Source organism: Dehalococcoidales bacterium (assembly GCA_028717385.1).
GTDB lineage: Bacteria > Chloroflexota > Dehalococcoidia > Dehalococcoidales > CSSed11-197 > CSSed11-197.
Genome location: JAQUNW010000041.1, coordinates 1 through 6589, shown reverse-complemented (window position 1 = coordinate 6589; position 6589 = coordinate 1). Strand labels below are relative to the sequence as shown.

At 44.8% G+C, this 6589-nt stretch carries 8 protein-coding genes and 1 pseudogene; 2 read left to right on the top strand and 7 right to left on the bottom strand.

What is annotated here, in order from left to right:
- The coding region (locus tag PHX29_06730) for a hypothetical protein (protein ID MDD5605578.1) at positions 1–958 on the top strand (958 nt) is incomplete at its 5' end.
- 19 nt (positions 959–977) lie between these two features.
- On the opposite strand, the gene PHX29_06725 is transcribed toward PHX29_06730, so the two are convergent.
- The 3 genes from PHX29_06725 to PHX29_06715 are packed head-to-tail and all read right to left on the bottom strand — an operon-like array spanning position 978 to position 3755.
- On the bottom strand, positions 978–2918 hold the full coding sequence (locus PHX29_06725) for an ABC transporter ATP-binding protein (GenBank protein ID MDD5605577.1): 1941 nt from the start codon (positions 2916–2918) through the stop codon (positions 978–980).
- A gap of 6 nt (positions 2919–2924) precedes the next feature.
- Positions 2925–3371: a barstar family protein gene (locus PHX29_06720; protein MDD5605576.1), complete on the bottom strand. Its 447-nt coding sequence runs from the start codon at positions 3369–3371 to the stop codon at positions 2925–2927.
- Positions 3372–3374: 3 nt separating this feature from the next.
- Positions 3375–3755, bottom strand: coding sequence for a ribonuclease domain-containing protein (locus PHX29_06715; protein MDD5605575.1), 381 nt, complete (start codon positions 3753–3755; stop codon positions 3375–3377).
- 194 nt (positions 3756–3949) lie between these two features.
- Between PHX29_06715 and PHX29_06710 the strand changes: the two genes are divergently transcribed.
- Complete coding sequence (locus tag PHX29_06710; GenBank protein ID MDD5605574.1) at positions 3950–4354, top strand: DUF4332 domain-containing protein; 405 nt, start codon at positions 3950–3952, stop codon at positions 4352–4354.
- A 104-nt stretch (positions 4355–4458) separates the two neighbouring features.
- Here PHX29_06710 and rplT read toward each other — a convergent pair whose 3' ends face one another.
- The 4 genes and pseudogenes from rplT to thrS all read right to left on the bottom strand — a co-directional run bounded on the left by rplT (position 4459) and on the right by thrS (position 6589).
- The gene (gene rplT / locus PHX29_06705; GenBank protein ID MDD5605573.1) at positions 4459–4806 is read right to left on the bottom strand and encodes a 50S ribosomal protein L20; all 348 of its coding nucleotides are present in this window, start codon (positions 4804–4806) and stop codon (positions 4459–4461) included.
- A 19-nt stretch (positions 4807–4825) separates the two neighbouring features.
- Positions 4826–5026, bottom strand: coding sequence for a 50S ribosomal protein L35 (gene rpmI, locus PHX29_06700; GenBank protein MDD5605572.1), 201 nt, complete (start codon positions 5024–5026; stop codon positions 4826–4828).
- Entirely contained in the window at positions 4995–5582 is a 588-nt protein-coding gene (gene infC, locus PHX29_06695; GenBank protein MDD5605571.1) for a translation initiation factor IF-3, read from the bottom strand. Before infC ends, rpmI begins: the two co-directional genes overlap by 32 nt.
- A gap of 135 nt (positions 5583–5717) precedes the next feature.
- Positions 5718–6589: pseudogene (thrS, locus tag PHX29_06690) on the bottom strand (threonine--tRNA ligase).

The window sequence follows — 6589 nt, the reverse complement described above, 5'->3', positions numbered from 1 at the left end:
GATTCAGCATAACCGCCCGGTTCTGCCGCCCAGGATAGCTCAATATTTTGTGCCAGCCCGTGGCAGTCAACCCGGAGGGGCAAGCCTGTACTATCGGCCTGAGGTTATTGGTTCTGGAAAGGTACACTTCTCGAGTGTAAAAGCCGGGGTGAATTTTGTAAAAGACGTGTTCTACCGGGCGCAGGTGAGCGACGCTCCGGTTCCGGTTGATTGGGAAACGGCGGAAGAGGTGGGTCTGGATATCAATGATCTGGAAGCCACACCTGCCGGAAATTCTCAGTTTGGAGAAGTTCCGGCAATAGCTATGAAAGAAACCAGTTTTAATTATTGGGCCAAGGATTTTACCGGCTGGTTGTATAGAAAAGAGCAACTGGAAGTTTTTAGAAGCCCCAGTCTCAAAGAGTACTCTTCATTGGATGAAAGCGAACGTGAATTCAGAATCAGGTTGCAACAGAAAGCTCGGGAACAGCGTGACGAGATGACTGAAAAATTGAGGCGTAAATACGAAACCAAACACGCTTCTTTACAGGAGAAAATTCGGAAAGCTGAGGCAGTGGTTGACCGTGAAAAAGAGCAGGCAAAACAACAAAAGGTACAGACTGCGCTAAATTTCGGTACAACCATTCTCGGTGCTTTCCTGGGCCGTAAAGTTCTCAGCACCGGCACTATAAGCAAAGCCAAAACTACCATGGGCGGAATGAGCCGCACAATGAAGGAAACTAAAGATATCGAAAGAGCTAAAGATACAGTCGAAGCAAATCGTCAGAAACTAGATCAGCTGGAAGCGGATTTTAAGACAGATATGGATGCATTGGCAGAAAAAACTGATCCCTCAACCGAGGAACTGGAAAGAATAGCAGTGCGCCCGGCGAAAAAGGATATCAGCCTTCAATTTATTGCATTAGGGTGGTTTCCTTACTGGAAGAACAGGGACGGTGTCCTGGAACCAGCATGGTAACACCGGACGAGCTAGCCATCTATTGTTTGGGCTGGTTAAATTGCGTTTTATAAAGGTTTGCATACATACCATTGCTGGATAACAGTTCAGTATGAGTGCCCCTTTCAACAATTTGGCCACGGTCCATCACCAAAATGAGATCGGCAGATAGTATAGTGCTTAAACGGTGAGCAATGACAATACTGGTCCGGTCTGCCATTACCCTTCCGAGGGCGTCCTGGATAAGAGCTTCCGATTCGCTATCGAGCGAGCTGGTAGCTTCATCAAGCACTAGTATTCGCGGATCTTTTAAAATAACCCGAGCCAGTGCCATCCTTTGTTTTTCTCCTCCGCTCAACCGGTAACCTCGTTCCCCAACCACGGTTTCATAACGCTCCGGCAAATCCATTATAAAGTCATGAATATTAGCCGCACGCGCAGCCGCCTTGATTTCATCACTTTTGGCGCCTGGACGAGCATAGAGCAAATTCGTTAATACAGTATCATGAAAAAGATAGGTCTCCTGGGTAACCATGCCGATCTGGGAAGAAAGAGAAGACAGGGTTACGTCTTTAATATCCATGCCATCAATCAGAATTCGCCCGGAAACAGGGTCATACAGCCGGGGAATGAGATATGTAAGAGTGGTTTTGCCCGCCCCGCTTGGCCCAACCAGTGCCACCAGTTGCCCCGGTTCAGCCCTGAAAGAGACGTATTCCAGGGCTATCTCCCGGGCTTGCGAGTGTATTTGTGCTCTTTGCAGCCCTGTATCTAGCTCAGGTTGAGACATAAATATCGGCGCTTCTTCTGATAATACTGTCTTCACTTCCTGCGTTTCACCAAAACGATGAACTTCGCTGAGTGGTCTTATATCGTCTTTAGGGTAAGAGAAACTGACATTTTCAAATTCCAGCGATCCCTTAATATTATGTAAAACTATTGCATTCGGTTTCTCTTCAATGTCCAGAGGCAAGTCCAAGACTTCGAAAACTCGTTCGAAACTGACAATAGATGTCGCAAAATCTACCGGTGCATTGGTAAGGTTTTGCAGGGAACTGTAAAGTTTGCCCAGAAACGCCCCCAGTGCAACAATTGTGCCAATAGTTAGTGTCCCACCAATGACCAGGTAACCACCAATTCCATAGACCAGCGCTAATCCGATTGAGCCCAATAGCCCAATACTGGCAAAAAATAGAGTGCCCGTAACGGCGCGTTTAATCCCAATATCGCGCACTCCTGCTGCTCGCTCCTGAAAACGCTTGTTCTCTTCAAAAATGCGCCCAAAAAGCTTTACCAACAGCGCCCCGCTGACATTCAGCAGCTCTCCCATCATGGCATTCATCTTAGCAACTACATCAAGCTGCTCCCGGGCAACGTCACGTAACCGATTTCCCAGTTTTCGAGCTGCCACTAAAAATAGGGGTACTACCGCTATGCTTACCAATGTAAGCCGCCACTCCAGCATAAACATTACACTGAGTACTGCAACAGTCTGAATAAAACTGGTAATTATACTCACGTATACCTTGGTAATAGCGCTCTGCGCGCCGGTCACATCATTATTGAGCCGGCTCATTAACTCTCCGGATTTTGTATGTGTAAAAAAACTTAAGGACATATTCTGCAGATGGGAAAAAAGAACCGAGCGCAAATCATATACTATCCCTTCCCCCACTCTTGCATTTAACTGTTTGTGCAACACTTCCAGCGTACTGATTAGTAAAGGTATCACAATGAGAGCAATCACCAGCCATGTCAGACGTTGAAGATCCCGATTTGGGAGGGTCTGATCTATAAGGTCTCGTAAAATGAGCGGAGTTAATAAAGATAATCCAGCGACTGAAAAGGTTATTGCCAGTATGGTTAAAAGCCACCATTTGTAAGGCCGTGCGTAGGTTAACACGCGCTTGATTAATTCAAGGGTAATTCTGGGTTTACCAGAATAAGAATGGGGAGAATAAGTTGATACCCCTCTCCTCATAAAATATTACCTGTCATTCGGCACCTTATTTGAAAGGGAGGATTTTTCACTAATAATTATAAAAAAACGCATTTGGTGAGAATGCCAGTAATCAGCCGCGGTTTCGAACACTTTCCTGATTATCTTGAAATCAGCAGGAGCTTTACTCTCCAGCAACTGTAAGTTGTAAATCAGGATCACGTGCCCATCAGCCCCTGACAAGGAAAGATCGGTCAAGCAATCAAAAAGCGCATCCCAGTTATATCCGAAATGTGCAGGGAATTCCAACCCTTTAGCCATCTTTCTAAGAAAGGTTTGCTTACGAATCACCCTTTGCATGTTTATTGTTGTGACTTTTAGGTTGTTTTCAGCTGCTGCTTTCTGAATTTCAGTATCTTCACCATCATGAATCGGCAAGAAATGGAGCCCGGTATTTTGCCAATAACTTAAAAAACTACTCCAATTGTCCTCCATTGTTTACTCCAGAATTAGTTTAAAACTAGCATAATGATCTTCAGTGTAATAATATTCCCCGTTTTTTCCTGATACAATTCTCCGAGCTCCACGATCTGACGATCCAGGGGTTATGACAGTATATTCTCGGTAATATCCATCTGGCTTTTCTGGCAGCAATCCTTCAAAATTATGAAAGGTAGCACCATCTTGCCTGAATGGAAAAGGTCCCCCGTTTTTTATCAGCTGTAATGTATCTATAGCCTCGCGAGGAAGAGAACCAATGGATATCGTGGAGGCATTTTCCGGGCTATAGTCAACACATCCGGCTGGTATAGCCGTGCAAATTACAGCAAGCATTACTATGAATAGCCGTGATAGTGTGTTAAACAGGCTTGTTTTCACTAAAACACCTGACTTAATTTTTTTAGCGTATGTCGATAACAGCGCACACATATTCACGCTTGTATTTTAGCACATTTAGCCAATATTAACTTTCCTGATTCCAAGATAATTAAATTATAATAATAGTCTTGATTACTATTGACTTTTGTAACTATGTAGGAGTACATTAATAGAAAACTCGAAGGGGGACTCAAATGGCAAAAATTAGTGACATAGAGGGCATTGGGCCAGTATATGCAGAAAAACTGAAGGTAGTTGATATCCGAACAGTCGAGAAGCTTCTTGAAGCCGGCGCAACCCGGAAGGGCAGGAAGGCAGTTGCCGAAAAAACTGGGATAAGCGATGCTCTCATACTGGAATGGGTTAACCGTGCTGATTTGTTTCGCATCAAAGGCGTAGGCGAAGAGTTTAGTGATCTTTTGGAAGCAGCAGGTGTTGATACAGTTAAAGAACTTGCTCAGCGAAACGCTGAAAATCTAGTGGTAAAAATAGAGGAAATAAACACTGAGAAGAAATTGGTACGACGCACCCCTAATCTGGATATGGTAAAGGGCTGGATTGAACAAGCTAAATCACTACCTCGCATTGTTGAATATTAGTTGACATCAGCGGCAAAATCAGCCGCTGTCATACTGGCTGAACAACTTATAAGCCCCGCATATTTAATGCGGGGCTTATTCATTCTATTAAAGTTTTAAGCTATTTAAGCTGCTCGGGCGGTTTCTACCAACTTGGTGAACGCATCCGGCTGCCTAACCGCCAGGTCTGCCAGCATTTTCCTGTCTATATCAATGCAAGCTTTTCTCAGGCCATTAATGAAATGGCTGTAGCTCATCCCGTTGGATTGCACTGCTGCATTAATTCGTGTTATCCACAGCCTGCGCATGTCTGATTTGCGCTCGCGCCGATGAGCATATGCGTAGCTCAATGAATGCAACATGGACTCATGAGCCCGGCGGTACAACGAACGACGGCTTGCTCTCTGGCCTTTTGTTAGCGCTAATACTTTTTTATGTCGATGATGTGCAGTTACACCTGTTTTAATCCTCAACCTTCTACTCCTCTAAAAATTAAGCCCCATAAGGTATAAGCCGGCTTATCCTTTTACGGTCAACGGGGCTGACCGGAATAGTCTCGTCAAACAAAGACTTCACCCTATAGGATTTCTTTCGTCTTAAATGGCTCTTCATTCCTTTAGTACGCATAATTTTACCGGTACCGGTAACATGAAACCGGGTTTTAGCTCCCTTGTGCGTTTTTAACTTCGGCATCTTTCTCTTTAATCCCCTCTTTAACTTTTGGTTTAATATTCGGCAACGGTGAAAGAATGGCGTGCAATCTTCCCCCTTCCCTTATCGCATCCCTTTCCACTGAAGCAACTTCTGATAAACGCTCCGCCATACGGCCGATTAATCTAATACCAAGCTCAGGGTGGGCATTCTCACGCCCCCTGAACATTATGGTTACCTTTACTTTGTCTCCATCCTCAAGAAGCTTTCTGGCAATTTTAGCCTTGGATTCAAAATCGTGCTCACCAATTTTTGGCCTGAGCCGTATCTCTCGTAGCAGTGATTGCTTCTGGTTCCTCTTTGCTTCACGCTCTTTCTTTGTCTGTTCGTATTTGAATTTGCCGTAATCCATTAAACGGCATACGGGCGGTACTGCCGTTGGCGCTACCTCTACCAAGTCCAGGTTATAGCGGTTAGCAGCTTCCAGCGCTTGAGCGACTGTTAATATGCCTAACTGCTCCCCTTTTTCACCAACAACACGCACCTCCTTGCCCCTGATTTTTTCGTTAACGCGTAGTTCTTTAATTATGTTTGTCACTACCTCCCGGTTTATGAATCATCAGCCTGACTATAACATAGTCATCAAAGCTAATCAAGATTGAGATTATAAGACTTTGTCTCTAATGGAGTCAATCAGGCTATCAAGCAGGGCACTAACCGCAATCCCATTATCCTGCTTTCCATCACGCCAGCGTACAGATATATTCCCAGCCTGAAGTTCTTTATCCCCCAAAATTAACATACAGGGGACCTTTTTCATCTGGGCATCGCGAATTTTATGATTCACAGTGGAAGAACTTGTATCGACTTCCACTCTGATCAGATTGTTCCTTAGCTCTTGCGCAACCGTATTTGCGTATTCTATGTGACGATCCGCTACAGGTAAAACCATAACTTGCACTGGAGCAAGCCATAACGGGAAAGCTCCGCCGAAATGCTCTATTAGACACGCCATGAAACGCTCCATACTACCGAGAACGGTGCGATGAACCATAGCCACTGGTTGTTCCTGGCCATCTTCGCCGGTATAGGTAACGTTAAATCTTTGCGGATTATTAAAATCTACCTGTATGGTTGGACCCTGCCACGCACGTTTCATTGCGTCTTCGAATTTAATATCGATTTTCGGACCGTAAAATACCCCCTCCCCAGGATCAACTTGATATGCAATGCCTTTTTTCTCAAGCGCTTTTTGTAAAGTCGAAGTAGCGTGTTCCCACATCTGTTCGGTGCCGGTAAACTTCTCCGGCCGGGTGGACAGCTTTACCTGATAGCGGTCAAAGCCAAAAGTTTTAATCATAAACATTGCCAGATCAAGAACATTGGTCACTTCATCTTCCAGCTGGCTATAACGGCAAAATATATGAGAATCATCCTGGGTAAATCCGCGCACCCTTGAAAGGCCATGCAAAGTGCCCGAAGGTTCGTAACGATAGACGGTACCCCACTCAGCATAACGCAAGGGCAATTCACGGTAGCTTCGTCGCCGGGAATTAAATATCATAATATGATAAAGACAGTTCATGGGTTTAAGAAGATATTCAT

Bases quoted from the DNA above. Each gene is read 5' to 3' on its own strand.
- PHX29_06725 (MDD5605577.1), bottom strand. From the start codon at position 2,918: ATGAGGAGAGGGGTATCAACTTATTCTCCCCATTCTTATTCTGGTAAA.
- PHX29_06720 (MDD5605576.1), bottom strand. From the start codon at position 3,371: ATGGAGGACAATTGGAGTAGTTTTTTAAGTTATTGGCAAAATACCGGG.
- PHX29_06710 (MDD5605574.1), top strand. From the start codon at position 3,950: ATGGCAAAAATTAGTGACATAGAGGGCATTGGGCCAGTATATGCAGAA.
- rpmI (MDD5605572.1), bottom strand. From the start codon at position 5,026: ATGCCGAAGTTAAAAACGCACAAGGGAGCTAAAACCCGGTTTCATGTT.